Genomic DNA, 727 nt, shown 5'->3' with positions numbered 1-727 from the left:
ATGGCGCGAGACGGAATCGAACCGCCGACACATGGAGCTTCAATCCATTGCTCTACCAACTGAGCTACCGAGCCTTATTGCGGGAGCAGGATTTGAACCTACGACCTTCGGGTTATGAGCCCGACGAGCTACCGAGCTGCTCCATCCCGCGTTAATAATAAAGGAGGATGTGGGATTCGAACCCACGCACGCTTTTACACGCCTGACGGTTTTCAAGACCGTTCCCTTCAGCCGGACTTGGGTAATCCTCCAATAAATAGTCCGTACGGGATTCGAACCCGTGTTACCGCCGTGAAAAGGCGGTGTCTTAACCCCTTGACCAACGGACCATATTTCAATGGGCACGAGTGGACTCGAACCACCGACCTCACGCTTATCAGGCGTGCGCTCTAACCACCTGAGCTACGCGCCCAAGTCTTAAAAACTTGGTAAATTGAACTATGTTCAAAGCGGGTGACGAGAATCGAACTCGCGACAACAGCTTGGAAGGCTGTAGTTTTACCACTAAACTACACCCGCTAAAATGGGAGTTAACGGGATCGAACCGCTGACCCTCTGCTTGTAAGGCAGATGCTCTCCCAGCTGAGCTAAACTCCCTTTAGCTAAGCGACTTCCTTATCTCACAGGGGGCAACCCCCAACTACTTCCGGCGTTCTAGGGCTTAACTTCTGTGTTCGGCATGGGTACAGGTGTATCTCCTAGGCTATCGTCACTTAACTTTGAGTAA

General features: G+C 51.7%; 7 tRNA genes and 1 rRNA gene. All 8 read right to left on the bottom strand.

The window, feature by feature from the left end:
• Position 1: 1 nt before the first annotated feature.
• Positions 2-74: transfer RNA gene (locus QM928_RS09975), tRNA-Phe, on the bottom strand.
• A 3-nt stretch (positions 75-77) separates the two neighbouring features.
• Positions 78-151 (bottom strand) — tRNA-Met (locus QM928_RS09970).
• A gap of 10 nt (positions 152-161) precedes the next feature.
• Positions 162-251: transfer RNA gene (locus QM928_RS09965), tRNA-Ser, on the bottom strand.
• Between the two features lie 6 nt (positions 252-257).
• Positions 258-329: transfer RNA gene (locus QM928_RS09960), tRNA-Glu, on the bottom strand.
• 9 nt (positions 330-338) lie between these two features.
• Positions 339-412, bottom strand: a tRNA-Ile gene (locus tag QM928_RS09955).
• Between the two features lie 36 nt (positions 413-448).
• A tRNA-Gly gene (locus QM928_RS09950) sits at positions 449-519 on the bottom strand.
• 5 nt (positions 520-524) lie between these two features.
• Positions 525-597: transfer RNA gene (locus QM928_RS09945), tRNA-Val, on the bottom strand.
• Positions 598-601: 4 nt separating this feature from the next.
• Positions 602-717, bottom strand: a 5S ribosomal RNA gene (gene rrf, locus QM928_RS09940).
• Between the last annotated feature and the right edge of the window lie 10 nt (positions 718-727).

Origin of the sequence: Streptococcus infantis, assembly GCF_047460405.1 — a bacterium.
GTDB classification, from domain to species: Bacteria; Bacillota; Bacilli; order Lactobacillales; family Streptococcaceae; genus Streptococcus; species Streptococcus infantis_Q.
This window is presented reverse-complemented; position numbering and strand designations above follow the sequence as displayed.